The sequence below is a fragment of the Actinoalloteichus caeruleus DSM 43889 genome, assembly GCF_000429185.2.
GTDB lineage: Bacteria > Actinomycetota > Actinomycetes > Mycobacteriales > Pseudonocardiaceae > Actinoalloteichus_B > Actinoalloteichus_B caeruleus.
On the sequence record NZ_AUBJ02000001.1, the window covers coordinates 1,859,416 to 1,886,111 of the forward strand.

Consider the following 26,696-nt stretch of genomic DNA (forward strand, 5'->3'; position numbering starts at 1 on the left):
CCGCGGCGATCTGATCAACCCACCGCCACTGCCCACGCCAGGATCGCCGCGCCTCGCGGAGGCGGGCCCGTCCGCCGGGGTCCGGCGGCCGTCCCGGGGCCACCGCTGAGGGGCGACCGCCCCGGGGGCGGGGCGAGGTGCACCGCCGGGTTCCGAGCGGGAGCCGGGCCGGCCCCGGCGCCACTCGGCCGGACGGCCAACCCCCACGCGGAGGGGTCAGCTGAGCAGGCCACGCTCCCGCAGGTCGTCGAACACGGCGCGGCCAGCCTCGGACAGCCGATCCCGGTCCGCCGAGGTCAACCAGGCCAGTTCCTCGATCTCGGCGCGGGGTTCCGGGGTGCCCCGGTGCTCCGCGCGATAGCAGGCCATCCGGACGAGCACGCCCTCGGCCTTCCCGTCGGCACTGGCCTCGACGGTGGCCACGTGTTCCGCCGAGTCAGCCAGCACCTCGACGCCGAGTTCCTCGTCGACCTCCCGCACGAGGGTCTGGACATCGGTCTCCCCGGGGTCCCGCTTGCCGCCCGGCAGGTAGAACAGCTCCTTGCCCCGGGACCGGGCGCACAGCACCGCGCCGTCCACGATCTCCAGCCACGCCACCTTGTCGATGACCACCAGCCCACTCCTCCTCGCCTCCGGCGCCGTCACCGACGGCGCTGCCCCAGCATCCCCGGCGCCGTGGTGGCCGCCGCACGGTGGTCCCGGATTCGGGGGCGGGCGGTGCGGCACCAGGCCGTGGTGCTGGTCCGATGGACGGGTCGGGGGTCAGGGGTTCAGGAAGGCCAGCAGGGGGACGAGTTGTTCCTCGGCGGTCAGCGAGCCGTGTTGTCCGACGAAGCCGCTGAGCCGCGACTCGGCCCGTGACCGCGTCAGCCCCAGGGTTCCGCGCGCGGCGACGACGAGGTCCCCGATGCGGGGGCGGAGGTGGTCGGCGACGACGGGACCGAACCAGCCGGCCTCGACGGCCTGGTCCCGACGCACGATCCACGCCCGGTCGCCGAGCCGTTCCCGCCACGCGGCCAGCACGTCGGCGGTGGCGCCCGGTTCAGTGTGGAGGTGGCGCACCCGCGCCTCGCCCCCGATCATGCGGACGCCCTCCCGCAACGGTGCCTCGGTGTCGAGGTCCACGCGGTCGTCCTCGCCGATCGAGACCATTCCGTGGTCGGCCGTGACCACCAGCATGCCGTCGGCGGGGAGCCGCCCGGCGACGGCGGCGGCGAGCTGGTCGACGTGCGCGAGCTGGTGGCGCCAGGGATCGCTGCCCGGCCCGTGGAGGTGACCGAGGGCGTCGAGGTCACCGTGGTAGGCGTAGCAGAGCACCCGGTCCCCCGCCTGGAGCGCCGCCACCGCACCGCTCGTCAGGTCGCCGAGGGCGTGGGTGCCGTGGAAGCGCCCGCCGCGCAGGACCGCGCGGGTCAGCCCGCTGCCGTCCTGGTCGCGGGGCGCGACCATGTGCACCGCGACGCCGGCCTCCTCCGCGCGTTCCCACACCGTCCGACGGGGCTGGAACTCCTCGGGGACGACCTGGGAGCGGAGGTCCACCGGGCGGCCGTCGCCATGCCGGTGCCAGCCCAACGCGTTGAGGACGAGGTCGTCCCGACCCACGGCGAGGGAGTACCCCACGATTCCGTGCTCCCCTGGTGGCACGCCGGTTCCGATGGTGGCGATGCTGGTGGCCGTGGTCGCGGGGAAGCCTGCGGCCAACGGGGCGCGACCGGTGGTCAGGGAGGTCAGGAACGGCGCTTCGGTGGGGTGGGCGCGCAGGAGTTCCCAGCCCAGTCCGTCGACGAGCAGGAGGCAGATCTTCGTCGCCTCGGGCAGGCCGAGGACGTTCGAGGTCCCGGGGAGGCCCAGTCCGGCCAGCAGCGACGGGACGACGTCGGCGAGTGAACCAGCTCGATACCCGGGTACCAGGGGTTCCATGCGACCGACCCTAGTGCCCCTGTGACGGGGCGGGGCGGTCCTCGTTGGCGGGGATGTCCCTCCGCTCTTCCGCCCGCGCGTCGGGCTGGCTGCCGAGGCCCGGTCCTCGGGCTGGCCCGGGCGGACCGGGTGACCGGGCTGCCCCGTCAGCCTGCCCGGACGAGCACCGCCCCACCGTTGACGTTGGCGGCGCGGATGTCGCGGGGGCTGGTCGGGTCGTTCGGCAGCTCGACGTCCGCGCGGTCGTGCTCACTGGTCGCGTTGATCGCGTAGGTCTCGTCCGGGGGCAGCGTCACGGTCACCGACGAGTGGCGGGACACGGCGTCCACGGTGTCGGGCGCGGAGGTGAAGCCCAGGCGGACGCTGCCGTTCTCGCTGTGGACGCGCACCGCCGGGGAGCGCAGGCGGGTCCCGGTGATCGCGCCGGCGACACCGGTGACGTCGACCTCGCCCGCGACGTGGGCGAGGTCGACGGTGCCGTTGGTGTTGTGGATCTCCAGGTCGTTCGGGATGTCGGTCGCGCCGATGTGCCCGGCTTCCGCGCGCAGGGTGAGCGTCGTGTCCGGGGGCACGGCGACCTCGAAACTCGCGCCGCAGCCCGGGCTGAACCCCTCGCACCGGGCGTGGAGGATCAGGTCCTCGCCCTCGAGTGCCCAGGTGGCGTTGCCGTCCTCGGCCGCCATGCCGGTCAGCGTCCTGCGCACGGTGACGGTGCCGTCGGAGCCCGGGACGACGCGGAGGTCGAAGTTGCCGGTGTCGATGGTGAGCCGGGGGGCTTCCAGGGGGAAGTCGCGTTCGTCGGAGCGCGGGGGCGTGTCGGTGCCGCAGGCGGCCAGGAGAAGGCTCGATACCACCAGGGCGATCGTGGGCCGGGTCCGGGAACTTCTGGTGGTGCTGGTCATCGGTGGTCGTCGTCCTTGTCGTCGGCGGCCTCGGCCGCGTGGGGCGGTGGTCGTGCGGTGCGCGTGGGACACGGCTCCTCGCCGCGTGCGGGGGTGGACGTCCACCAGCCGGTTCCGTGGCGCCTTGGTGCGTGGGCGGACGGCGCCGTCCGAGGCGGGCGCGGTTGATCGCCGGCGCCGGAGGGCGGGCGTCGGGGCGCGGGTGTCCGTCGCCGTCGAGCCAACCAGATCGGGTGCGGGAGGTCAGGGGTGCCAGCTGCCGTTCTCGGGTGGAGCCAGCTGTACGGCTGGAAGGGTGATGGCACTCCGTCCCACGGACCACTCCGGCCTCCCACGGGGAGTTCGACCGGCCTCGGCTCGTGGGGAGTGGCTGTCGGCGGTGGTCACGCCGCCCCGGTGGTCACGTTGCCGGGCGGGCGGCTCGCCCGGCGGTGCGCACCGGGTCGCGTGGGTCGGAGGTAGCCCGCTCACCGCGTCTCGGGGTGCCGTCGATCCCGACCTCGGCGCGCCGGGTCCTCCCTTCCACCCGGCCGGGCCAGAGGACCCGGCCGACCACCCCTGCCTGATGTGGAGCCCGGGCGGTGCCCTGTGCTGGGGACCGGTGCGGGCACGTGCCCTGCCGTCGCGGGCCGGCGGGTCGGCTGCGGGTGGACGACTCGCCCGAACGGCCGCTCCGGGTCGCGCGGGTGTGCCGGGTTGCGGGGCGACTCGGCCCGGACCGCGACGTCGCGCTCGCGGTGCCCGTCGGTCGCCTCGCCCTCACCGCAGGCGCAGCCGCGCCAGGTGGTGGAACTCGCCCGCCCAGACGTCCTCCAGGGTCCAGGGTGTGCCCGTGGTGAGGGTCCGCAGGTCGTCCGGAGCGAGGAAGACGTAGTCGAACCACTCGGAGGCGAGGTCGGCGTAGCGCACCCGGAGCCGCCACTGGCCGGGCAGCCGCCCGTGCCGGAGGTTCTCCTCCTGGTAGGCGAGTTCGGCGGGAGAGGACAGTCGTGCGGGGTCGAAGCTCGTCCCCAGGATGACCGCCCCAGGGTTGGCCACCCTCGCCAGCTCCGTGAGCAGCGTCGGTGCCCGGTCCCGGCTTTCGAGGAGCCCCAGGCCGTTCCCGGTCAGGATGATCGAATCGAAGCCCCCGGTGAGGTGGCCGAGGTCGGAGAGCCGTCCGACCACGGCGTCCAGGCCGCGCTCGGCGCAGACCTGGACCGCCCCGGCCGAGGCGTCGACACCCAGGACGCGATGCCCCCGGCCACGGAGGACGGACAGCACCCGACCAGCGCCGCAGCCGACGTCCAGCACCGAGCCGCGCACGGCCCGCACCAGTTCCCGGTCGACGTCCTGCCACGCGTCCAGGGGATCGAAGTAGGCGGCCGCCGGCGAGCGGTACCACTGCCCGTCGTCCCGTTCCAGCAGCTCCGTGACCTCCCCGGCGCCGCCGCCCCCGTTCCAGCAGTCGCGGACCATGGCGCCGAAGGCGTCACCCACCACGGGGTCAGCCTGTGGTTCTCGTGGCACGCACGACCTCCTCGGATGGGCCCTGGGCGAGTGCTTCGGTGATGCCGACCTGCCAGTCCCGGGGCATCCGGGCCCGGTTCCAGTGGAAGACGACGAGGAAGGCGGCCGCCTCCCGAGGTCCGACGAGGGCGCCGGGACGCTCGAGGTGCTCCGCTCGCCAGGCCGCGCACACCCGGCCCACCGCGTCCCGGAAACGGGTGAGGTCCTCGCCGACCTGGGGCCAGGAACGCGGGGAGTTCAGGAAGTCGGAAGCGTTCCACACCTGGTTGATCCTGGCCGACGTCCTCGCCCAGCCGGCCGGTTCCTCCGAGCCGAACGTCCGGCCCGCCTGCCACCGCAACCTGTCCCACACGTCACGGTCCTCGAACTCGGTGATGCCCAGCTCGGCGAGCAGTGTCCGGATCATCGACAGCGAGACGCGCCACAGGGGGACTGGTGGCTCCTCGTGGCGGAGGTGCCCCAGCCAGAACAACGAGTCGGCGGTGAAGACGCCGTGCACCCACCGCATCGCGGCCGGTCCGCCGAACAGGTGCTGCTCCGGTTCGTACACCGCGTGCCGGAGGCCGCTGATCAGGCCGGTCCGCTCCCAACCGCGCCACACCTCCTCCAGCTTCCCGGCCGTCGCCGCGTGGTGCGCCGGGGGCACGTGGAAGCGCACCCGGATGCCCTGCGCCTTGTGCACGAAGTAGAAGTGCGTGAGGAGCCCCTCGTCCAGGAGCTCGCGCACCAGCGTGTGGAGCTCCCCGTACAGCTCGTGCCGGGGGCGGGACGGTGGGCGCAGGCGGTACTCGAGCCACGTGTGGTGTTCGTCGTGCGCCCGCAGTGCCGGCAACCCGGCTCCGAGGAAGGCGTCGAGCGCGGGGAGGTCGGCGGAGGTGAAGGGAACCGAGTGGGGCGGGGTGTCGTCGAGCTGGGCGGCGAGGGCCCGTAGGAAGTCGGGGACCGTCCACGTCCTGCCGCCGACGCGCACGGCGTGCCCCGATGGGTGTCCCGTGCCCTCGGCGGACCGGGCCTCCGGGGAACTGTGGGTGTCCATCACATCACCGCCAGGGCGCTGGGCCAGGGCAGTGCTCGCCCTGGCGCGGCGTAGTCGTCCAGGGCGAGGGCGAGACCCGCCGCGCCGCCGAGGAACCCGGCGGGTTCCCGCCCGGGCCCGATGTGGTCGTGCCCGACGGCGAAGGTCGGTAACCGATCGCCGTCGACGGCGCGGACGATGCGTTCGACGACCCGGTCCCTGCACTGGCGGACGAGGTGCCCGTCCGGTCCGTCGGTGAAGTAGCCGAGCAGGTGCAGCGCACCCGCCCAGCCGTGGCACAGGGACCAGTGGTCGATGCGCCAGGCGTCGAGGGGAATCCGGACGACCGAGGCCACGGATTCCTGGGCCAGCAGCAGCCAGTCCGGCCGGCCCAGGGCCCGCCCGGCGAGCTGCACGGCTCGGGAGACCCCCGGGGCGCCGTAGCACCACGAGACCCGGCCGCGCGCCGCGTCGGAGCGTCCGGCGTCGAACTCCTCCAGTGAGACGACGTCCGGCCAGTACGGCCCGTACCGGTCGGCTCGCTGGAAGGTGCCCAGCAGGGTGACCAGGGCGCTCATGGCCTCGGCCTGGCCGGGGACGACGACGCCGTCGGCGTGCGCGGTCGCCAGCACGGCCAGCGGGCCGGCGATGCCGTGGGCCAGCCCCAGGTTGAGGTGACCGTGCCTGCGCAGGGACTCCCCCGTCTCGGGGCGCCAGTTGGGGGGCACCGTCGACCAGTAGCGCGGGACGTGGCGACCGGCGTGCTCGACGGGGTTGACCATCGAGACGAGTGAGATCAGGAGTTCCTCGACCTCCGGGGCGGTGCCCCCGCCGCGCAGCAGCAGGTACCGGGCGAAGCCCGTCAGGCCGTCGAGGACGTCGAACCGCGCCATGGTGTCGAGCGGTGTCGTCCGCACCAGGTGGCGGAGCCGGCGAGCGCGTTCGATCACCAGGGCGTCGATCGTCACCAGGGATGTCTCGTAGCCGCCGCCGGCCCGCCGCGCGAGGTCCAGTGCGAAGCCCAGGCCGGCGACCTCGTAGTGCAGCCCGTGGGCCAGGTCCTGGCGGCCGGCCAGGCCCGCGCTGGCCATGCCCAGGTAGCGGTGGGCGACCAGCCGCTCCGCCGGATCCCTCGACACGCGGTCGCTGAACAGGACGGAGATGCCGGCATAGCCGCTGGCCAGCGACAGGGTCTGCCAGGGTTCCCTGCTTCCGTCCTCGGCTTCCACCTCCAGGTTCCCCGCGTCCCGCAGCACGTCCGCGATGCGCTCCGCGAGCGCGGACGCCTGGCGGGCGAGTCGAGGGACGGGTGGGGAGTGCGAGGAGGTCACGGTGTGCGTCATCCGACGTCCCTCCCCTCGGCGGACGTCCGGGTCCGCGTCCGCGCGCGGTGCCGGAGCTGGCCTCGGCGGGCCCGGGCGGCGTGGCCCAGGAGGCGCACGCTCGCCCCCTCCGTCGCCGGGTCGATGCCGTACAGGCGGTTGTGGTGCATGTGCAGCAGGCTCCCCACCGCCATGTCCTGCCAGCCGCGTCCGTCCTCGTTCCCGATGCCGGGCAGGAGGATCTCCCCCAGCCGCCGTACGGCCGCACCGCTGGTGTGGAGGGCCCAGTGGCGGTCGGGGGGCAGCGAGCCGGTGATGAGGGCCCGGGCCCGGTCGGGGTCCAGCAGTTGGAGAGCGGCCTCGATCTCCCGCCGGGGTGGTGCCGCCCCCTCCGGTGTGGGCAGCGCGTCCACCCAGTCGAGCCAGTCCCAGCTGCCCAGTGCGGTGAGCAGGTGGACGTACCCGGCCAGCAGCAGGTGGCTCCTGTCCGGGGTCTCCCCCTTCTGCCCGTGGGCGGCCAGCAGGCCGGTGGCCAGGACGCTGTCCGCCCAGAACCACTCCTCGGCGGCGCGCAGCCCGGCCGCGCCCCCGTACCGGGCGGCCTCCGGCTCGTACGAGCGGATCCTGAGGTCCCTGATCAGGCCGGATTCCCGCGACTCCGCGCCGAACCGCAGGAGCCGGGCCCACACCTCGGGGGCGAGCGTGTCGTCCGGGCCGTGCAGGCGGAGCCTGATGTGGTCCCACGTCTCGCGGTACCGCATGAAGAACCAGCGGTCGAGGTGGTTCTCGACGTCGGCGACCAGCCGGGGGAGGTGCCGGGTGATCAGTTCCTCGTGCACCTCGGGGACCGCCTGGATCTCGACGAACGCCCATTCCCCGCCGGGGTGGTGGGTGACGCGGTCCTCGGTGTTGGCCAGCCGTCGCGGGTCCAGGTCCGGGTGGGGGTCTCGGGTGTTCGGCTGAGCGAGGCGCCGCAGGGAGACGACCACCTCGTTGTTGTGGCCGCCCAGCAGACCGTTGCCGTCCGCCGCCTCCCTCGGGGGTTCGGTGACGGTCACCTCGCCCCTCGTGATCTCCCGCCGCAGGATCTCCCGTTGGAAGGGGCTGGACAGGTCGAGCTCGTAGACCTGGTCCCGCCGGCCGATGTGGACGCGGTCGGGGATCCGCAGGTCGTCCCGCCACCGGGTGACCGCCTCGGTCCACCCGGTGGCGCGTGACGCGCCGTGCCGCATCCGGGTGCTCGGCCGCCAGGTCAGGGGGGAGACGACGACCCGGCCGAGCCGGACGCGGGGCAGGCACGGCAACGTCGAGAAGGGACCCCAGTCCCACGGTTGCCAGACCCTGCCCTCGCCGCAGAAGGGGAGTTCGGCCAGGAGCCGGGCCAGGTTGGGGGCGGTGGTGCTCAGGCTCACGACGTGGGGAACCACGGGGTGGACCTCCTGGCCCGTCCGCTCCCAGTGCAGGCGCAGCTGGTCGCTGTCGGCGGCCACGACGAGTTCGCGCCAGTCGATGACGCCCTCGGCGGCGGGGTCGACGAAGGTGCCGACGGGAATCGTGTGGGGCAGCAGGTCAGGGACGTGCATCACGTTCAGCGCCCGGGGCAGCACCGGGAGGAACACGACCTGCGCGGGCAACCCGCCGTCGGGGTCACTCATCAGCCGGCCCAGGTCGGCCGCCGTGCCGGTCGCCCCGGCGAAGCGGCCGTTCATCGCCCCCGCCGTGTAGGAACCGATGGCGGGGGCCAGGTGCAGGGTGAAGTCCCCGGCGGCGAGCCGCTCCTCGTCCGGGGCCAGGACCTGGAAGCAGTTGTCCAGGGACCGTGGCGGTGGGACGTCGTCGTCCACCGTCAGGCGGCGGACGTCGTCGTCGGAGAGGACGAGTTCCCTGGTGGCGTCGTTCAGCCCCCGGTGCAGGAACTCGCCCAGGACCTCGCGGCGCTCGGTGTCCCGCTCGTTCGCGGGTCGCTTCCCGGTGGGGAGCGTGGTGCTCGTGCGCGGGTAGAGGTAGCCGGTCGGGTAACCCAGGCCTCGGTGCGGGTCGACCAGCTCCGTGAGCCGGACGGCGCCGTGCTGCCCGTAGCGGTCCGTGAACGCCTTCCGGTACCCCCGCATGTGCGCGAAGGCGTCGCTCGGCGCCGACATGGACCACAGCGCGGAGGCGCAGCGTTCGACCTCGTCGAGCACGGGAGCGGGCAGGCGCAGGGCGCTGTCCCGGTACAGGTCGACGTGCGGGGCCGCCGAGCGGGAGGGTGTCACGCCGGTGACAGTGTCGAGCAGGGATCGCCACGTGTCACCGCCCTGCCCGGGAGCCGTGGCGCGGTAGTCGGACAGTGCCTCGCGCACGACGCGGATGTCGTGCCGGGCCCGCGTCCCGGCGGGCAGCAGGTCCTCCAGGGTGGCCAGGTGGTCGTCGTCCAACCTGGTCGTGGAGAACTCGGTGAGCAGGACCTCGTGTGCGACGAGGGTGGCGAGGAAGGCGTCCAGCCGGTCCTGGCCGAGGCGGGGGAACTCCCGGGCCATCTCGCCCAGGAGGGAGGAGTAGGACCGGGGGCGGTCGGTGTTCCGCCGGACCCAGGACAACACCGGGGTCAACCGCATGGTCAACTCCCTCGGCAGCTCCTCCGTGCTGCCCAGCTTCTCCGTGCCCTCGGCCCGGACCGGGACGTGGGGCAGGACGAGCCTGTCACCCCGCTGGACGCAGAGGTTGTTGAGCACGACCTGGAGGGACGCGCGGACCTCGGGATCGGCGCGCCAGGTGGCCGAGGCCGCGTCGAACCACCGCGCGTCGGGGCGTGCGGTCTTCGTCGGAGCGGAGGAGTGGGAGCCGGCCCGGTCCGTCGCCGGGCCTCCCAGGACCGAGACGCTCGCGAGGAGCCCGAACGGGGTGGGCCGCCCCGTGATGCGGCGCGCGTACCGGGTCATGGCGACCGCCACCCGCACCAACTTCTTGCGGCTCACCGAACCGCCGTCCAGAATTCTGTCCACTTCCTCCGAAAGGTGACCGCTGGAGACGGCCACGGCCTCCCGAAGGACGTCGTTGGCGGCCAGCTCGGTGATGTATTCGACCAGGTCCGCATCCGTGCTCGCCGCGACGTCGACAAGGCTCGCGATGGTTTTGTCGAACGTACCACCAGGGAGGGATGCGGCACGGAGGAAAATCGGGCCAGCGGCCTCGAACCAGCGATCTCGTGTCATGGAGGGCAACCTTCTCGGAGAAGATCGGGCTGCCACCGGACAAGTCCGGTGGCAGCCGGATTCTGACCTTCCTAGGAAATTCCTACCGCTCCCGTCGTCAGCAACAGGGCGGGTTGCAGCCGTTCGTCAGATTGCAGGACGTTCCGGACGTGCCCGTCGTCTCGCAGGTCACGAACGTGAACATCTCGGGGCGGAACGTCGCGTCAGCACCTCCGGTCACCTCGAGCTGGATGTCGAGATCCAGATCCGCGAGGCCGGGTTCCGCTTCGGTCTCCATGGCGGCGGTCGCTGTGGTCACGTTGCCTCCTTGATATCCGGACGGTCGAAACACCGTCGGCGGCGGGGAAGGACCGCGCACGCGAGAAGGATCCGAACAGCACACGAGCAACCACCGGAACCGGGCGGGTCGAACGCCGGCCGGAGGATTTCTCCACCGGACCGGGATGACGCACCGCACGTACGTGATATTCCCACACCATCGGCTTGATTCCCTGCCGGACATTAACAGCCCCCTTTGAAGCCGTAAAGGGCGCTCGGGATCACGGAATCCGTTTCCGCGTCCGGGTTTAGTTCTCCTTAACCACGACTTGAGCGCGGCGGGACGAGTCGGTACACGCGATTCACCGGCCGAGATGTCGGTGGCGGCCCACCGGGATCCCGCTCGCGGGAGCGAGGGATCCGGGAGTGCCCGACTCGCCCGGCGAGCACGCGGGAGGTGGCCTCGCGTACCGCCTCCGGGGTTCCCTCGGCTCGGGTCGGAGGTAGCGGCGCGGGCGGTCGGATCAGCCGCGGGCGATGCGATCTTCGGTGGCACGGGGCGGGCGCGCCGGCTGGCCCACACCCGCGCCCCGACGCCGCCTCGATGTCGGGGCGTCGACCGGGGGCTGGCGTTCGTGCTCCCGGGTGTCGCCGCGCACGGTGGGAACGGCGCGCGCGGCGGGAGGCTGAGGAGCGGTTCAGCTCCGGCGGCGGGGGCGCAGGCGGACGCCGGGCAGCTCCGGCGCGGGGATGCGGTCGGTGCCGTGGCCGGCCACGACACCGAACCTGCCGTGGTGGTCCTCCCAGTCGGCTCGGGCGGCCTCGATCTCGGCGTGGTCGCGACCGACGAAGTTCCACCACATGACCAGGTCGTCCGGGAACGGCTCCCCACCGAGCAGCAGGAGTCTCGTGCCCTCCGCCGCGCCTCGGAACTCCAGCCCGCTCCGTCCGGTGCCGAGGTAGAGCAGCGGACCGGGGGTGACGCGGACCCCGTCCACCTCCACCTCGCCGGACACGACCAACACGGCGTGTTCGAAGTCCTCGCGCACCGGCAGTTCGGCCCGGCCGGGCGCGAGGGACAGCTCCGCTCCGAGGAGGGGGCTGTGCGTCGTCGCCGGGGAGCGGACCCCAGCGAGGTCACCCATGAGGACGGTGGCCCGCAGCGGGCCGGTCTCGTGGCGGGGCAGGTCGAGGTGCTGTTCGAACCCGGGGTCGATCCGGGCGCGGTCGGCGGGCAGCGCCACCCAGAGTTGCAGGCCGTGCAGGGCCTCCCCGCCCTCGGGGGAGACCTCGGAGTGGGAGACGCCTCGGCCCGCCGTCATGAGGTTCAGCTGCCCGGGTCGGACGAGCACGTCGCTGCCGACGCTGTCGCGGTGCCGGATCTCGCCGCTGATCGGCCACGTCACCGTCTGGAGGCCGATGTGCGGGTGGGGTAGGACGGTCATCGGGATGCGTTGGGGGCCGAACTGGTCGAGGAAGCACCAGGCACCCACGGTGGGCAGGGTGCGTTGGGGGAGCACGCGGTCCACCCGCACCCCCCGGATCCCGCCGAGGGGCACCTCGCGGGCCGGGTGGAGCTCGCGGACCGGGCGGCTGGTCGTCGCTGAGCCGCAGCGGGTCTCGGCGGGCTGGGTGGACAGGTCACTCATCGCCGCCACCGCCCTGCGGGCGGGGCTGCCGGACGTGCGGGGCGAAGCGGGGGTTCCTGGCGACGAAATCGGCGATGAAGGAGCACACCGGGACGATCTTGTGGCCGCGCGCGACGACGTCGTCGAGGGCTCCGGTGGCGAGCCGGGTGCCCAGGCCCTGCCCCGCGAAGTCGTTGGACACCTCGGTGTGGGTGAGGATCGTGGAGTTCCCGACCTCCTGGAAGTCGGCGAACCCGGCCCGGGTGTCACCGACCCACACCTCGTACCGGGAGCGCCCCTCGTCGCGGACCACCCTGGCTTCCTCGACCATCGCGTGCCCTCCTGATCACCGGCTCCCCGCAGCAGATGACGGGGACGCCCCCGCATTCTGCCAACCGGGCGGGGCCGGTGACGACCGACCAGCCTTGCCCTGCTGCCTAGGCTGACCGTGATCGCGGTGGTGCTCGCCTCGCCCCGGCCCGGCGGGTGCCGGTCGGCGCGGGGCGGGGACACGGAACAGCACGGGAGGCGCGGATGCGGGTCAGGGTCGTCGGTGCCGGGGTGATGGGGCGGGGCATCGCCCAGTGGGCGGCCACGGCCGGTCACACGGTCGAGCTCGCCGACGCGAGACCGGCGGCCGTGGGGGAGGCCGTCGAGTTCACGCGGTCGATGCTCGGCCGCGCGGTCGAGCGGGGCCGGTTGAGCGCCGAACAGGGCGCGGCGGCGGGGGCGCTGCTGGTGCCCCTCGACTCGCCGTGGGAGCCCGGGCCTGAGGTGGACCTGGTGGTGGAGGCGGTGCGGGAGGACCTGGCCACCAAGGTGGAGGTGTTCACCCGGCTGGCGGAGGTGCTGCCCGCGCACACGGTGTTCACCAGCAACACCTCGTCGATCCCGATCACCAGGATCGCGGCGTCCCTGGCCGACCCGTCCCGGCTGGCCGGCCTGCACTTCTTCAACCCGGTTCCGCTGATGCGGTTGGTGGAGGTCGTGCCGGGCGCCAGGACCCGACCGGAGATCCCGGGGCTGCTCGCGGAGTTCGTGCGGGGCTGCGGGCACCGGCCGGTGGTGGTGGCCGACACCCCGGGTTTCCTGGTGAACCACGCCGGGCGTGGGCTGGTGACGGAGGCGTTGGCGCTGGTGGAGGAGGCCACCGCTGGTGTGCCCACCCTGGACGCCATCGCCAGGGACGTGCTCGGATTGCGGATGGGGCCCTTCGAGTTGATGGACCTCACCGGGCTCGACGTCACCGACGCCGTCATCGACTCGGTGTGGCAGGGCTTCCGCTGTTCGGACCGGTTGCGGCCCTCGTTCCTGACCCCGAACCGGGTGGCCGCCGGCCTGCACGGCCGCAAGACGGGCGAGGGCTTCTACTCCTACGGCGACCCCGGCCCGTCCCGGGCGGCGGAGCCACCCGTCGTGGGGGACCGGGGCCGGGTGTTCCGGGTGGCGGGGTCCGGGGTGGACGCCACCGCCCTGCGGAACCGGCTGGTGGCGGTGGGCGGGCGTTTCGTCGACAACCCGGCCGTCGCGGCCGAGGGCACCCCGGTGCTCGTGCCCACGTGGGGGACGACGGTCGCCGCGCTCGTCGCCGAGCACCGGCTGCCCCCGGCCGGCACCGTCGGGGTGGACCCGCTGTCGCTGGCTCCGGGCAGCGGTCGGATCGTGCTGGCCGCGACTCCCGCCGTGGACGGCACCGTGGTGGCCGACGCCCGCGCGGTCCTCGCCGGTCCGGGAGGCGACCCGGAGGAACGGGTGGTGTCGGTGGTGCGGGACACGGCCGGCTCGGTGGCGCAGCGCCTGGTGGCCTCGATCGTCGGGGTGGCCGCCTCCATCGCGGAGCGGGACCTGGCCAGCCCGGAGGACGTGGACCTCGCGGTGAGCCTCGCGCTCGGCTACCCGCACGGCCCGCTGTCCTGGGGTGACCGGATCGGCGCGCGCCGGCTCCTCGCCCTCCAGACCGCCCTGTTCGTCACCACCGGCGACCCCCGGTACCGGCCGACCCGGTGGGTGACCGAGCGCGCCCAGTTGGGGTTGCCGCTGACGACTCCCGCGAGCGGCCACCACGACTGACCCGGAGGGCCCCCTCGCTGGGGCCGGTGGGACGGAGGCGTCGACCTGGGGTGGGTAGGGAGCCGGGTGGCCGGTCGGCCCGCTCAGCCGGTGAGCGTCGACCGCGCCGCCCGCTGGCTCTCCAGGATGGCCAGTGTGCTCGGCGCCGCCTCGGGATCCGGCCAACCCGCCGGATCCCACAGCGAGGACCTGAGGAACGATCGTCCGCAGTGGACGAACAACTCGTCGACGGCCACCTCGACCGCCAGGGACGGCCTGGTGCCCTCCAACGCCAACCGGTCGAAGTAGGGGGCCGAGCGCAGGACGGTCGCCCGCCCGTTGACGCGCAGCGTCTCGAGGCGGCCCGGCATCAGGAACAACAGGCCCACTCCGGGGTTGCGCAGCAGGTTCCGCAGGCTGTCCAACCGACGGTTGCCGGGGCGGTCGGCGAAGGCGAGGGACCGTCCGCCGTCGAGGACCAGGACGCTGCCCGGCGGGTCGCCCCGGGGTGAGACGTCGAGGGCGCCGCCGTCGCCGGTGGTGGCGAGCAGGAAGAACGGTGATGCCTGGATGAACCGCCCGGACTGCTCGTCGATGACGGGGATCGCCTTGTTCGCCATCGCGGGTAACGGGTCGTCGACGATCTCGCGGAGTTCGGCCTCGCTGGTGACGGCGCGGCGCGTGGTCGGGTTGGCGTCCTTGCCACTCATGTGGGTCCCTCGTCGTCCGGGTGCGGGGTGCGCGCGCTTCCACCTGCGGGCCGGACGTGGGCCGGGTGCCGGCGTCGGCGACGGCACCCCGGATGTTAGTGCCGCCAGTAGCCTCCGAAGTAGTGCGAGCGCCGGTCCCAGCCGAGGTCGCCGAGCAGGTGCCGCCGGAGGGCGGCGACGAGCCCGGCCTCCCCCGCCACCCAGGCGTAGGGGGTGCCGGCGGGCAGGTCGAGACCCGCGAGTTCCGCGACCAGCCGATCCCCGGGTTCGACGCCGGTCTCCTCGGCGAGCCAGCGGATCTCCACGCCGGGGCCGGCGACCAACGCTTGCGCGTCGTCCTCGGCCGGCACCGACACCAGCACGCGGGCGACGGCGTCGGGAGGCAGCGACTCGACGATCGCCCCGATCGCGGGGAGGGCCGTGGCGTCGCCCACCAACAGCTGCCAGTCGGCGGCTCCGGGACGGTACTCGACTCCGACCGACTCACCCTGGTGGTGCGCGGCGGGCGCGACCAGTCCGAGGACGGCGCCCGGCCGGACGCGGTTGGCCCAGCGGGTGGCGGGGCCGGCGTCGCCGTGCAACGCGAAGTCGATGTCGATCTCGGCGAGTTCGGGGCGGTGCTCCCGGATGGTGTAGGTGCGCATGGGGGGTTGGAGGGCCTCGGGCATGGCGCGCCACGCCTGGTACCAGTCGTCGCCGGCGGGCAGTTGGGGGCGGTCCTCGCCGTCGAGGGGCAGCAGGATCTTGACGCGCTGGTCGTACCCGCCGCTGCCGACGGTGGCGATGGGGCCGCCACCGAAGGTCACCCGCATCATGTTCGGGGTGACCAGGCGGGCGGCGGTCACCGTGGCGTGGCAGACGGTGGACGTGGGGCGTGCGGTCGTGGGCCGGGGTGCGACGGTGGCGTTCGGGGCGGTCATCGGCTCCTCCTTCGGACCCGGAGCCGGCCGAGCACGCCGGCCGACGGCGCGGCGAGCCGGGATGACCGGCGGGGGCGGGTCACGGACACCTCCAGGGGGGCGTTCAGGTTTGCCTACCCTAACCTCCCGGTTCGCCCGTTCGGGCGAGGGGATGTCCACCGTCACACCCGCCCGGATCCCCGTCCACAGTGGGTGACGTCAAGATCGCCGGCCGTGCGGGGCTGGGAGGGCTGCCGGGGTCCGGGGTCCCGGTCGGGCCCCCGCCGCACCCGCGACCGGGCACCGCTGCGGGACGGAACCCGCACTCCCCCGCCCCGCCCGCGGGGCACCCGTTCTCCCCTGACCGGCGCCCCACCGGGCCACGAGCGGCCCCGCCCGGAGTTCCCACCCTGGAAGCCGGGCGCACCACCAGCCACCCCGGCCGGCGGGATGACGCATCCGGGAGGCCGGACCTGGTCCTGGGGCGGGTGGTCCCGAACCGGCCCTCACGCCCCAGGGCGGACGATGCCCCGTGCGAGCCCCAACCCCACCACGTCCTGCGGGCGCAGCCGCAGCTGGTCGGCGGTGGCGGGCACCTCGGAGGGATCCCGCTTCAGGATGGCGGCCGCCGCCTCCGGGGAGGTCACCGAGAAGTAGCTGTCCGGGGCCATCCAGGTGTTCTCCGACGAGGCGAACGCCAACGCCCCACCCGAACCGCCCTCCCCCACCACCAGGGTGGTCACCGGCACCCTCGCCTCGGCGATCGCCGCGAACAGGGCACCGATCGCGCCCCCGGCCCCGGCCCGTTCGGCGGCCCCGTCGTTGGCCGCGCCCACCGTGTCCACCAGCGTCAGCACCGGGACACCGAGCCGGTCGGCCAGCCGCACCAGCCGGGCCGCGGTCCGGAACCCGGTCGGTGTCGTCGGGGTCCCCAGTTGCGCCGCGTAGGCCACCGACCGCTCGCCCCGCCAGCCGAACCCGCAGGCCACGCCGTCATCCACGCCCCCGACGCGGTCACCCCGGATGTCCTCCCGCCAGTCGAAGTGGGCGTCGAGGTAGGCGTCGGCCCGGGGCCGCCGGGGAGACCGCGCCGCGCTCACCGCCTCCCACCCGGTGCGGGGAGGGCGCGCCGCCCCAGGGCGGCCGGCGGCGCGACCGGCCCCACCGCCGGCCTGGTCAGCAACCGCACCCAGCGGCCCACCACGGCGGGCAGGTCCCGTTCCGGCACGACCGCGTCGACGTGCCCGGCGGCGAACTGCCCCTCGGCGGTGTAGGCGGCCTCGTCGCCGGGCGGGCGGACGCGGGACCCCGCGAAGCCGATCTGCGCCCCCGGCGTGGCCAGGGTGACGTCCGCGCCGCTGGCCAGGGTCGCCCACCCCCCACCGGTGGTGGGGTCGAGGGCCACCGCGAGCTGCGGCACCCCGGCGAGCCGGGTCCGGCCCATCTCGGTGGCGATGCGGTGCAGTTGGGACAGCGCGGCCATCCCCTCCTGGGTGCGGCTGCCGCCGGTCGCGACGAGCGACACCACCGGGGTACCCCGCTCCCGGGCCTGGGCGAGGGCCGCCCGCACCCGCTGCCCGGTGCGGTGACCGATCGAACCGCCGAGGAAACCGAACTCGAAGGCCACCAGGGTCACCGGCACACCGGCCACCGTGCCGGTGCCGCAGACCACCGACTCGCTCTCCCCGGACCGCTCGGCCGCGCGGGCGTGCGCACCGCCGTACCCCGGCCAGCCGATCGGCCCATCCCCCTCCAGGGGATCGGTGTCCACCGGGACCGACGCGACGACGTCGGCCGCCAGGGCGCGCATCAGGACCCGGGCCGGCACCCGCTCACCCACCCAACGCCCGCTTCATGACCTTGCCCATGTCGTTGCGGGGCAGGGCGTCCAGGTAGCGCACCACCCGGGGCCGCTTGTGCGGGGCCAACAGGGTCGCCACGTGATCGGCCAGGTCCGCCTCGGACGGGCGGGGCGCGGCGGCCGGCACGACCCAGGCGACCACCCGCTCACCCAGGTCCGGGTCCGGCTCCCCCGTCACCGCCACCTCCGCCACCCCGGGGTGGTCGAGCAACGCGTTCTCGATCTCCCCCGCCCCGATCTTGTAGCCGCCGCTCTTGATGAGGTCCGTGGCCCGCCGGCCGACGATCCGCAGGGAACCGTCCGGGTCCCGCACGCCCATGTCCCCGGTGCGGAACCATTCGCCGTCGAAGGCGTCCCTGGTGGCGTCGGGACGGTTCAGGTACTCGGTGAACAGGTTCGACCCGGTCACCTGGATCTCCCCGATGGTCTGCCCGTCGTCCTCGGTCAGCTCCGCGCCGGCGTCGTCGACCAGCCGCACCCGCACCCCGGCCAGCGGGACGCCCACCGTGCCCGGCCGCGCCGGCCCGTCCACCCGGACACTGGTGTTCATCAACGTCTCGGTCATCCCGTACCGCTCCACCACCCGCTGCCCGGTGGCCGCGCCGATGCGCTCGTGGTCGTGCACCGGCAGCGCCGCCGACCCCGACACCAACAGCCGCGCCGAGGACAACGCCCGGGCAAGGTCGGGCCGGTCGGCGATCTCCTCGGCGATCCGGTGGTACATGGTCGGCACGCCGAACATCATGGTCCCGCCGGCCGACAGGCGCTCGACGAGCGCGTCCGTGCCGAACCGCCCGAGGTGGTGCACGGTGCCGCCCAACCTGACCGGGCCGAGGATGCCCAGCACCAGGCCGTGCACGTGGAACAGCGGCAAGCCGTGCACCAGGACGTCGGCGGCGGTCCACCGCCACGCCTCCCCGAGGGCGTCGATCGTGCTGGCGACCGCGCGGCGGGGCAACACCACGCCCTTGGGGGCGCCCGTCGTCCCCGAGGTGTAGATGATCAGCGCGGGGTGCTCGGCCGGCGGTTCCGGTGGCAGCTCGCCACCGTCGCCCGTCAACGACACGCTCACCCGGGGGACCCGCGCCAACTCTCGGGGCAGGGTCACCCCGGGTTCGGCGAGGACGAGTGCCGGCGCGCTGTCCTCGACGATGTGCGCCACCTCCCGTTCCCCGCTCCTCGGGTTGATCGGCACGGCGGGAACCCCCGCCACCAGCGCCCCCACCACGGCCACGGCGGTGTGCGCGGTGGGCGTCGCCCACACCGCGACGTGCGCTCGACGCCCCCGCGTGGTCTCCACCGAACGCAGCCGTCGGGCCACCGCACCGGCCGCCGCGGCCAGCCCCGGGTAGTCCAGTGCCACGGACCCGAACCGGACGGCCTCGCGGGCGGGCGGGTTCAGCAGGGCGGGAAACAGCGGCTCGGTCACGGGGAACCTCCTGGCTCGCGGTCCACGTCCGGACGACGAGGGACGTCGTGGTCGGCTGGCCGGTCATGGTTCAGCCGAAGCCGGGCACCACCAACGCCAGCCAGATCAGCGCCGGTGCCACGGCCACCACGATGCTGGCGTAGATCAGCAGCCGGCGGAAGAGGAGATCACGGTCGAAGCCGGCGGAGTTCGCCAGGACCAGCGCGCCGTTGGTGGAGAAGGGACTGACGTCGACCACCGTCGCCGAGACGGCCAAGGCCGTCACCATCCCCACCGGCCCGACGGCCCCGGTCAGCAGGAACGGCACGGCCAGGGGGATGAGCGCGCCCATGATGCCGACCGAGGACGCGAACGCCGAGACGACGCCGCCGATGTAGCAGAACAGCAGGGCTGCCAGCAGGGGAACCCCGATGTTCCCGACGGCCTCCCCCGCGTAGTCGATGGTGCCCATCGTCTCCAGGACGCTCACGTAGGTGAGGACCCCGCAGATCAACAGCACCGTGGACCAGGTGATCTCGTTGACGGCGGCCCGCCCGGTGTCCCGCCACACCACGCTGAGCAGCACGCCGAGGGTGATGGCGGTCAGCCCCACGTCGAGGTCGAGGACGAGGGCTCCGACGACGAGCACCAGCAGGCTGGCCAGCGTGGTGGCCCGCGCCGGTGTGAGCCGGGGAGCACCGCTCGGGCCCGTCCCGGACGTGGCGTCGGAGCGGCCGTCCGCGCCCCCACCCCCGGTGGAGGCACCGATACCGGGCACCTCGTCACCCGCCGCCGGGTCCCGCACCCCGCCTGGCCCATCAGTCGCCGTCCGGGTCTCGGCCCTCGGCGCGGATGTCCGTGCGGATGTCGGATCCGGCTCCAGCTCGGACGGGACCCGCACGTCGGTGCGGGGCAGCCGCAGGCCACCCAGGACGACGAAGGCGATGGCGGCGACCACGAGGTTGACGGCCAGGCTCGCGAGGAACAACACGGCCGGGTTGCCCGCCAACCCCTCCCGGGCGACGACCGCGTTCACCGTGGTCCCGTAGACACTGATCATCGAGAACGATCCGGCCTGGGTGCCGTGCACGAGCAGGACACCCATCAGCAGGGGGTCGATGCCGTAGTTCCTCGCCGCCCGCAACGCGACCGGCGCCAGGATCGCGGCCGCCGCCGGACTGACGGCCCCGATACCGGTCATCAACGCGGCCACCCCGAAGATCACCCAGGGGATGAGGACGACGCGGCCTCCCACGAGGCGCAACGCGGAGTGCACCAGCCAGTCGGTGGTCCCGTTGACCCTGGCGAAGCCGAACAGGAACGTGACCCCGACCAGCACCACGAAGAGGTCACCGGGGAAACCGGCGAGGATCGCGTCCTCGTCCATGCCGGCCAGCAGCGTCCCGACGCCGAACGCCGCCGCGAAGGACAGCACGCCCATGTTCAGCGACCTGGTGGTCGCGACGACGAACACGGCGACCAGCACGAGGATGGAGATCAACTCAGCGGACATCGGCGCTCCCGTCCCTGGGTCGCGAACCGCCGGGTCCACCGTGGACCGACCCGGTGGTGGTCTCACCGTCCTGCCGGCCGGTCGGGGTGTCAACACCCGGTCCGGGCAACTGGCTCGCCCGCTCCGCCAGCCGGCCGCCTCCGGGTTCCGCCGTCGAGGGGTGTCACCGAGGCGTCCGGCCTGGCCCCCGAGGTCGACGTGTCAGCCCACCCATCGATCCCGTGGCCGCTCAGCGGGTGCGAGCGGACCGGGAGGTTCGCGTCCGCCGGGGACGGTTCCGTGTTCGCCGTCGTGTCGACGGTGCTGTCAGGCACGCGCCATGTGCCGAGGAGCCGTGTTCGGGGCCGAAACGGGCGGACCGACATTCGCCGCACGCGTGACCACGACAGCGGCGGGCGGCATACTGTCCGCAGGGAGGCGTGTGGTGGTGCGAGCGACCGCGAGGAAAGTGAAGGACTTTCCGTCGCGTTGCCCGTAACGCCGCAGGTCAAGAAGTGTCCTCCCCGCGCACGCGGGGCTGTTCCCAACTACCGGGCGCTCAAAACTTTCTTCGGCTGGTCCTCCCCGCGCACGCGGGGCTGTTCCGGCATTTCCGACCCCACACGGAGATGCCACCAGCCGCGCCCCCCATGAGGGGCTGGATGCGTACGCCAGGGGAGGTTCAATGCACGTGGAGTCCATCCCGCGCACAAGGCTCGAACCCTTGCCAACAGAATCGTTGGTTGGGGTTCGGGCCTTGTCGCTGTTCTGGGTCCAGTTGAGGGCGTTGGCGTTGACCTGGGGGGCGAGCAGCATCTCGAAGGGCCGGTTGTTCTCGACGCGCAGTTCGTCGTCTTCGTCGATGTAGACCTTGGTGAAGAAGGCTTGGTTGCACAGGCGGCGGTTGGCGTCGTCGCACCGGTTGTAGATGTCGGCGCAGCTCTCCAGCAGGTTCAGTGCGTCGTCCAGGTGGGCGCGGGCGTCGGCGTGCTCGCCGTGGTGGGCGTCGATGCGGCGGTTGATGCTGTCGAGTTCGGCGAGGATGCGGTGACGCATCAATGACGCCGGTCAGCCTCGGCGTGCCGCTCGCGACGAATGTGAGGCCGAGCGTGAGGTGTGTGACGTCGGTGTTCGACCCGAGAGCGGTGGGGGATGCCGCTTGCCATTACCCGTCACGGGTGGAGGGGCCGACCAAGTAGGCGATTGGGAGTTCGACCCGATGGGTCTCGAGGCGCTTATGTCTCTGAAGGCGCTTACGAGTCGGGCGATGCGAGGACTCCGCGGCGGCGCATCGTCTCGCAGTAACCGGCAAGCAGCGCGGTGGTCACTCCAATGCCGACGTCGAACCATGAGGTCATCGCGCCAAGCATCGCCCACCTGTCGAGGAACGCGAATGTCACGGCGAGAAGGACGCCTTGGGCGATCGTCGCGGCCAGAGCAGTGGGCACCGCCCAACAATTGAGTGCGAGCAGGAGCACGGGAGTGATCAGTCCTGCAAGGACATTGATCGCCCAGACGGCGCGAAGCAGTGGCGGGTAGTCGGTGAAGTAGTCGATTCCGCCGGCGCCGAACTGATCTCGGATGTAGTGCTGGTCGTGGATCAGGATGAGGACGAAGTCGCGCGCCCCGCCGACGTACAAGGCGAATGTTGCGATCGCCACTATCCACAGATGCCACGGACGTATTCGACCCCGTGATGCCTGCGAGTTCATTGTTCACCGCCTGTTCTGGTCGTGACTGAAAGTCGCACCGTTGAGTTGATGGATGTTGCGGCCGGGAGTCGCTGCGTTGGGGTGCGTCTCGTTGTCGCCTTGACTCGTCAACGAGCCTTCCTCGGTCTGACAGCTTTGGTGTGGAGCAGAGGACCGGCAGGATTTACGCGTCCGTGATGGGGGCGGCGGCAGCCTCGGACACGCCTGCAGCCTCCACCACATCGAGGGCTCGTTCAAGGACCTGCAGGTCTTCCATGGTCTCGACGTCGGTGACGCGTCCCCACGCCAAGGTCAGGAACTGGAACACAGTGTTCTCATAGCGCTCGCCGTCCGGAAGCGCTCCGGAGACACGAGATCGCACTGCGACGCGCGTCCGCCACGGGCGGCCGGAGACCAGCACCTCCTGGACATCAAAACGCACGCCGGGTAGCAGTCGTGTTGCACGCTCCCACCAGCGGATCATCGCGTCTCTGGTTACTCTGTGGCCTCCGAGCGCGTGATCTCCGTGGAAGTGGTACTCGAACTGCGGGGCCAGGCTATCCACCATTGTCAGGTAGTCGCCTTCGTTGATCCGTTCGAAGGTGGCGCGGACCTTGCTGCGAACTATGTGGTTGTACATCTCCGCTCTCTCCCTCTCGGCGTCGGAGCGTCAGCATGCCGTGACCGGCGTGGCGTGGTCCGAGTGCTGCCGCTCAGCGCGCCCCTACTCATGTTCTGGTTCTTGGTTCCTCGCGCATCGTCGAAGTGTCCTGGTTGAACTGCACGGCTCGTGCGCCGTGGCGGCGCAGGTATCCGACTGAGGCTGCGCCGAGCAGTGGTGGCCAGAGGGCGGCGAGCAGATAGCAGCCGGCACACACCCAGGCCCAGGCGTCGTAGTCCGCGCTCGCGAACGGGTCGACCTTGTCCCATGCGATGACGGACATCGTCACGAGGAGAGCGAGCACGAGGGCACCCGCGATGCCCGTCCCTCCGATGATCGCCGGCACGAGCCGGCGCTGATTAGTGGGCAGCCAGCGCGGGGTCACTTTGCTCGGCTCGATCGTGAGGAAGAACATGCATCCGATGGCGGTGAGTTGCATCGCCGAGAGCAGAAGGAGGTACCACGTGCCGGCGCCAGGGATGCTCTGCTGCTCGCGCCAGAAGTCTGGAGTACCGAGTGTGGCCCCCATCACCAGAGGCAGTCGCCACAGTGCGGTCGGCAGCCCGGCAACCATGCCCGCGTAGGTGCACCACTTCACCAAGTCCAGTGATCTCGACCGTGTACTACTCATGGTGTCGTCCCGGTGTCCGCATGCCGTTCCTACACGGGCTGACCGTCGGCTGGCGGCGGAACGGCGGTCCGTTCGGCGAGGCGTTCCAGCCGCAATCTCGGAAGGGTGTCGAGAGCGTGCCCGAGAAGTGCCGCGAGAGGTCCGTGCCGTTCGACGGTGTGTGTGACCCGCGTCTGCTGCCTCACGGGTTGCGGTGATAACTGCCACTGCCCGGTCTCGGAGAGCCCGGGCACCCGCCAGGAGATCGTGATCGCGTCGCTGTCGATGCGGGTGTAGGTGAGGGTTCCGCGGAGACCCCGGATGACGTCGAGTCGATACTCGACGCCGGTGGTCGCGCGCACCGGGCCTTCGACCCGTACGAAGGCAGGGTTCCAGTCGGGCAGCTCCGGTGCGTCGAGCAGGATGTCGTGCACACGCGCTGCTGGGGAATCGATGATGGCGCTCAGGGATGCGATGGTCATAGCGGATGGTCCTCTCGGGGGAATCACGCGGTGTCTCGATGAGCTGAGCGTGTCGGAGGAAGGTTCATCGGTCGCCCTTCGCGATCCGTCGCGCGGTCGCCAGCAGTTCCCCACGCTCGGCCTGGTCAACGTGGTAGCCGTCGACCATGACCGCATGGATTGACCGGGTGTTGCGGATGTCGCTCATCGGGTCCGCATCCAGGATCACGAGGTCGGCCACGCGGCCCGCCTCGACCGTTCCTGCCCACTGCTCGCGCCCGAGGAACCTGGCCGGTTCCAACGTGGCGCACTGGAGGGCGCGCATCGGGGTCAGGCCCGCTGCAACGAGCTGTTCCAGTTCGACATGCAGGCTGAACCCGGGATAGAGCCCGGGGCCGACCAAGTCGGTCCCGGCGAGCAGCCTGACGCCTGCCTCGTCCATGGCACCCACGGTCGCCAGGCGCCAATCGTACAATTCGCGGTGCTGCTCGGCTTCCGCCGGGGAACGGTGACCCCCGCAGTAGATCTCCGTCCGAAGAAAGTCCCAGGAGTCGGGTGTGCCGGGCGCCATGTACTCCATCCGCTCGTCGTCGAGTCGGATCGACTCGGGGCGGTCGATCACCGCGTGGACCGCGAGGGTCGGCGTGTAGGCGACGTCGGCGGCGACGAGTCGTTCGAAGAGGGACGCCGCCCTCGCAGGGCGGTAGGACGCGACGGCCTCCCATTCGATCCGGCTGACCTGCTTGATCCAGCTGCCCAGGTGGAACTCGGGGGCCGTCTGGATCCGAGACATGGCCGCTTCGAGCCGATCCATGTCCGAGGAGGCGGCCGGCCAGATGCCACCGAAGAGGTGCTCGAACGACCGCTGTCCCGACTCGATCTGCTCGGGGAACGGCACATGATCCGACCGATGGCCGGCGACGGTGGTCCCGCGCAGTTGTGCCTCGGCGAGCACGGCCCGGTACGCCTCCGACCCCAGACGGGAGTACACCTTGATGAAGTCCGCTCCACCGTCGATCGCCTCCGCCACAGCGCGCCGCGCCTGCTCACGTGAGCCCACCGTGACGACCGGACTGTCCGGGACGTCGGACCACAGGGCGGGACTGCCGTCGAGCAGCGGGCTGGCGATGGTCATGCGAGGCCCGAGCAGTTCGCCGGACTCGATCATCCGACGGATCTGGTGCAGTCGTGGCCGGCCCCACATCTCGCGCACCGCGGTCACGCCGTTCGCGACATACAGGCTGGCGAAGTGGCGCGGGTCGTCGGTCTCCGACTCGCTATGGACGTGCATGTCGGTGAGGCCGGGGATCAGGTACTTGCCACGGACGTCCCGGATCACGGTCTCCGGGGGGAGAGGGATGAGGCTCGCCGGACCAACTGCCGTGATCACGCGGTCGATGACGATCACGGCCTGGTCTGGTCGCGGCGGTGCTCCCGTGGCGTCGATGACCGTGGCGCCGACGTAGGCCTGGGCTCGCGGGACTCGGACGCTGTCGTTGCTCATAGAGCCGTTACTCCTCCGTGCTGGTGGACTGTGGGGTCGTCACGGTGCGCAGTGCGAGCCCGGCGCAGACCGCGGCGAGCGCGAGAACGGCTGCTCCGACGACTGCGGCGACGCTGAGGCCGTGCGTGTACGCGTCGAAGGCCTGCCTCAGGAGGAGATCGGCGACCTCCGCCGGGAGTTCCTGGGCGGCGGCCACGGCCGCTCCGACGGTGTCTCCTGCGGCTTCCGCTGCGTTCTCGGCGCCGGGGACCGGGTTGGCCGTCATCGCGCCGCGATAGATCGTTCCCGCGAGCGTGCCGAGGGTGGCGATGCCGAGCGCTCCGCCGAATTCGCTGCTGGTCTCGGCGAGGGCCGAAGCCGCACCGGCCTTCTCCGGTGGGGCGGTGGTGAGCACGAGAGAGGTGACCATGGTCGCCGTCATTCCGACCCCCAGCGTCAGCGTGCTGTAGGCGACGATCAGCAGGCCGACGTGCGAGTCCGGAGTGACCAGGCTCACCCCGGCGAATCCGACCGCGGCGACCAGGAGCCCGGTCGACACCAGGAGCGCCGGGCGGACCGTGCGCGCGAGCAGGGACGCGATCGCGACGCCGAGGAAGCTGCCGGCGACGGTGGGCAGCATCCAGAGCGCGGCGGCGAGCGGCGCGAAACCGAGCACCGTCTGCATGAAGGTGACCGAGAGCAGACCCATTCCGGCGGTGGCGAAGACGACGATGGCGTTGGCGATGATGGACCCGCTGAAGGCCGGGCGGGCGAAGAGGTGGACGTCGATCATCGGGCTCGGTGTTGTCCGCTGGCGGACGACGAAGAGTGCGGCGAAGATCGCGCCGACGACGATCGCGGCGACGGATGCCCAGCCGGCGCCGTCCTCGGCGGTCTTCTTGATGCCGTAGACGAGCGGCAGGATCGCTGCCAGCGACAAAGCGGCGCCGAGCAGGTCGAACCGGCCCGGGTGGGGGTCGCGGGCCTCGCGGATGACGAGCGGGGCGACGATGAGCAGCAGAGCCATGACAGGGATGTTGATGAGGAACACCGATCCCCAGTGGAAGTGCTCAAGCAGGAGCCCGCCGATGATCGGCCCGATGGCGACACCGCCGGTGAACGCGCCGGTCCAGATGCCGACGGCGGTGCGGCGTTGATTCTCGTCGTGGAACATGCCGCGGATGAGGGAGAGGGTGGAAGGCGCAAGGGTCGCGCCGCCCAGACCGAGGAGTGCGCGGGCCGCGATGAGCATCTCGGCGCTGGACGCGAAAGCGGCGAGCGCCGATGCCGTCCCAAACGCCACGGCGCCGATCAGGAGCAGCTTGCGCCGCCCGATCCGGTCTCCGACGCTGCCCATCGTGATGAGCAGTCCGGCCATCACGAACCCGTAGATGTCCATGATCCACAGGTGCTGACTGGCAGTGGGGGCGAGGTCGGCGCTGATCCATGGGGAGCCCATGAACAGCACGGAGAGGTCCATCGAGGCCAGGAGCGCGGGGAGGATCAGCACGCTCGTGGCGATCCATTCGCGGGTGGTTGCGAGAGGGGGTGTTGTGAGGGTCACGTCATCACCATACACACGTCTAATACGCGCGTACCAGACGTACGTACGGCTTCGGGTTA

The 26,696-nt window shown here is 72.3% G+C and carries 22 protein-coding genes and 1 pseudogene; 1 reads left to right on the forward strand and 22 read right to left on the reverse strand.

Annotated features, from left to right (window positions below; translation table 11 throughout):
* Positions 1-216: 216 nt before the first annotated feature.
* The 10 genes from G443_RS06315 to G443_RS06360 all read right to left on the reverse strand — a co-directional run bounded on the left by G443_RS06315 (position 217) and on the right by G443_RS06360 (position 12,079).
* Positions 217-612, reverse strand: a complete 396-nt coding sequence (locus tag G443_RS06315) for an NUDIX hydrolase (protein ID WP_081715695.1) — start codon at positions 610-612, stop codon at positions 217-219.
* Positions 613-762: 150 nt separating this feature from the next.
* The gene (locus G443_RS06320; protein WP_026420408.1) at positions 763-1,920 is read right to left on the reverse strand and encodes an alkaline phosphatase family protein; all 1,158 of its coding nucleotides are present in this window, start codon (positions 1,918-1,920) and stop codon (positions 763-765) included.
* A gap of 146 nt (positions 1,921-2,066) precedes the next feature.
* A complete protein-coding gene (locus G443_RS06325; RefSeq protein WP_155886266.1) occupies positions 2,067-2,774 on the reverse strand; it encodes a DUF4097 family beta strand repeat-containing protein in 708 nt (235 codons plus the stop codon).
* A gap of 807 nt (positions 2,775-3,581) precedes the next feature.
* A complete protein-coding gene (locus G443_RS06330) occupies positions 3,582-4,331 on the reverse strand; it encodes a class I SAM-dependent methyltransferase (protein ID WP_035293031.1) in 750 nt (249 codons plus the stop codon).
* On the reverse strand, positions 4,309-5,367 hold the full coding sequence (locus tag G443_RS06335; RefSeq protein ID WP_051314333.1) for a thiopeptide-type bacteriocin biosynthesis protein: 1,059 nt from the start codon (positions 5,365-5,367) through the stop codon (positions 4,309-4,311). The genes G443_RS06330 and G443_RS06335 overlap by 23 nt, the downstream gene beginning before the upstream one ends.
* Positions 5,367-6,689, reverse strand: a complete 1,323-nt coding sequence (locus tag G443_RS06340; RefSeq protein WP_051314334.1) for a lanthionine synthetase C family protein — start codon at positions 6,687-6,689, stop codon at positions 5,367-5,369. Before G443_RS06340 ends, G443_RS06335 begins: the two co-directional genes overlap by 1 nt.
* Positions 6,686-9,862: a lantibiotic dehydratase gene (locus G443_RS06345; RefSeq protein WP_026420411.1), complete on the reverse strand. Its 3,177-nt coding sequence runs from the start codon at positions 9,860-9,862 to the stop codon at positions 6,686-6,688. The genes G443_RS06340 and G443_RS06345 overlap by 4 nt, the downstream gene beginning before the upstream one ends.
* A 97-nt stretch (positions 9,863-9,959) precedes the next feature.
* The gene (locus G443_RS06350) at positions 9,960-10,160 is read right to left on the reverse strand and encodes a hypothetical protein (protein ID WP_026420412.1); all 201 of its coding nucleotides are present in this window, start codon (positions 10,158-10,160) and stop codon (positions 9,960-9,962) included.
* Positions 10,161-10,818: 658 nt separating this feature from the next.
* Positions 10,819-11,769, reverse strand: coding sequence for a pirin family protein (locus G443_RS06355; protein ID WP_026420413.1), 951 nt, complete (start codon positions 11,767-11,769; stop codon positions 10,819-10,821).
* Positions 11,762-12,079, reverse strand: a complete 318-nt coding sequence (locus G443_RS06360; protein ID WP_026420414.1) for a GNAT family N-acetyltransferase — start codon at positions 12,077-12,079, stop codon at positions 11,762-11,764. Before G443_RS06360 ends, G443_RS06355 begins: the two co-directional genes overlap by 8 nt.
* A gap of 203 nt (positions 12,080-12,282) precedes the next feature.
* Here G443_RS06360 and G443_RS06365 point away from each other — a divergent pair, with 203 nt between their 5' ends.
* Positions 12,283-13,818: a 3-hydroxyacyl-CoA dehydrogenase NAD-binding domain-containing protein gene (locus tag G443_RS06365; protein WP_026420415.1), complete on the forward strand. Its 1,536-nt coding sequence runs from the start codon at positions 12,283-12,285 to the stop codon at positions 13,816-13,818.
* Between the two features lie 83 nt (positions 13,819-13,901).
* Here G443_RS06365 and G443_RS06370 read toward each other — a convergent pair whose 3' ends face one another.
* The 12 genes and pseudogenes from G443_RS06370 to G443_RS06425 all read right to left on the reverse strand — a co-directional run bounded on the left by G443_RS06370 (position 13,902) and on the right by G443_RS06425 (position 26,652).
* On the reverse strand, positions 13,902-14,507 hold the full coding sequence (locus G443_RS06370; RefSeq protein ID WP_051314335.1) for an MSMEG_1061 family FMN-dependent PPOX-type flavoprotein: 606 nt from the start codon (positions 14,505-14,507) through the stop codon (positions 13,902-13,904).
* A 95-nt stretch (positions 14,508-14,602) separates the two neighbouring features.
* The gene (locus G443_RS06375; RefSeq protein WP_051314336.1) at positions 14,603-15,427 is read right to left on the reverse strand and encodes a siderophore-interacting protein; all 825 of its coding nucleotides are present in this window, start codon (positions 15,425-15,427) and stop codon (positions 14,603-14,605) included.
* Positions 15,428-15,912: 485 nt separating this feature from the next.
* Positions 15,913-17,216 (reverse strand): annotated as a pseudogene (locus G443_RS06380) (carboxyl transferase domain-containing protein).
* Between the two features lie 22 nt (positions 17,217-17,238).
* A complete protein-coding gene (locus G443_RS06385) occupies positions 17,239-18,696 on the reverse strand; it encodes an acyl-CoA synthetase (protein WP_026420417.1) in 1,458 nt (485 codons plus the stop codon).
* Positions 18,697-18,766: 70 nt separating this feature from the next.
* A complete protein-coding gene (locus G443_RS06390) occupies positions 18,767-20,188 on the reverse strand; it encodes an SLC13 family permease (RefSeq protein WP_026420418.1) in 1,422 nt (473 codons plus the stop codon).
* A 306-nt stretch (positions 20,189-20,494) separates the two neighbouring features.
* Positions 20,495-21,223, reverse strand: coding sequence for a hypothetical protein (locus G443_RS06395; RefSeq protein WP_162147335.1), 729 nt, complete (start codon positions 21,221-21,223; stop codon positions 20,495-20,497).
* A gap of 197 nt (positions 21,224-21,420) precedes the next feature.
* The gene (locus G443_RS06400) at positions 21,421-21,828 is read right to left on the reverse strand and encodes a hypothetical protein (RefSeq protein ID WP_026420420.1); all 408 of its coding nucleotides are present in this window, start codon (positions 21,826-21,828) and stop codon (positions 21,421-21,423) included.
* Between the two features lie 214 nt (positions 21,829-22,042).
* Positions 22,043-22,498, reverse strand: a complete 456-nt coding sequence (locus G443_RS06405) for a nuclear transport factor 2 family protein (protein ID WP_026420421.1) — start codon at positions 22,496-22,498, stop codon at positions 22,043-22,045.
* Between the two features lie 88 nt (positions 22,499-22,586).
* A complete protein-coding gene (locus tag G443_RS06410; protein WP_026420422.1) occupies positions 22,587-23,117 on the reverse strand; it encodes a hypothetical protein in 531 nt (176 codons plus the stop codon).
* Between the two features lie 62 nt (positions 23,118-23,179).
* A complete protein-coding gene (locus G443_RS06415) occupies positions 23,180-23,611 on the reverse strand; it encodes an SRPBCC family protein (RefSeq protein WP_026420423.1) in 432 nt (143 codons plus the stop codon).
* 64 nt (positions 23,612-23,675) lie between these two features.
* Positions 23,676-25,094, reverse strand: a complete 1,419-nt coding sequence (locus G443_RS06420; protein ID WP_026420424.1) for an amidohydrolase family protein — start codon at positions 25,092-25,094, stop codon at positions 23,676-23,678.
* 7 nt (positions 25,095-25,101) lie between these two features.
* Complete coding sequence (locus G443_RS06425; protein WP_253860161.1) at positions 25,102-26,652, reverse strand: MFS transporter; 1,551 nt, start codon at positions 26,650-26,652, stop codon at positions 25,102-25,104.
* Between the last annotated feature and the right edge of the window lie 44 nt (positions 26,653-26,696).